Source organism: Acetobacter pomorum, from assembly GCF_002738225.1.
GTDB lineage: Bacteria > Pseudomonadota > Alphaproteobacteria > Acetobacterales > Acetobacteraceae > Acetobacter > Acetobacter pomorum.
In genome coordinates this window covers 1-464 of the sequence record NZ_PEBQ01000205.1, presented here as the reverse complement: position 1 = coordinate 464, position 464 = coordinate 1, and the positions used below count along the sequence as shown (strand labels likewise).

1 pseudogene is annotated in these 464 nt (G+C 63.4%); it reads right to left on the bottom strand.

The window, feature by feature from the left end:
- Positions 1-440, bottom strand: a pseudogene (locus CSR02_RS15380) (MotA/TolQ/ExbB proton channel family protein); the annotation flags it as partial.
- Positions 441-464 lie beyond the last annotated feature (24 nt).

Sequence of the window (464 nt, the reverse complement as noted above, 5' to 3'; positions counted from 1 at the left end):
TTGGTCCAGAAGCTCTTCGTCGCTTCCTTGGCGGCCGCAAACAGACGGGCCTGCTCAATGAACTTGGTGATCATGATATACCATGTGCCCAAGGACATGGTGAGCATGATCAGCAGCACGCCACGGGCAATGATATCCCCGTTGGACCACAGGGCCCCCAGACCGTAAGGGTTGGCTTCTTCCTTGGTGTCTGCCGCAGGGGGCGGTGCCTGTTCGGCCGGGGCGCTGGCAGCCGGGGCTTCCGGTGCGGGTGCTGGCGCCGCATCCGGTGCGGCGGCAGGTGCCGGTGCGGAAGATGGAGCCGCATCAGGAGCCGGGGCCGTGGCTGCAGGGGCTGCTGCATCCTGCGCAAAGGCCGCAACAGGCGCTGCAGTGCTCATCAGCAGTGCCAAAGCCGGTGCCGCAAGACCTGACACAAAAGAACGGGGCAGTCTGGTCATCTTCCTCTTAATCCTCATCATCAG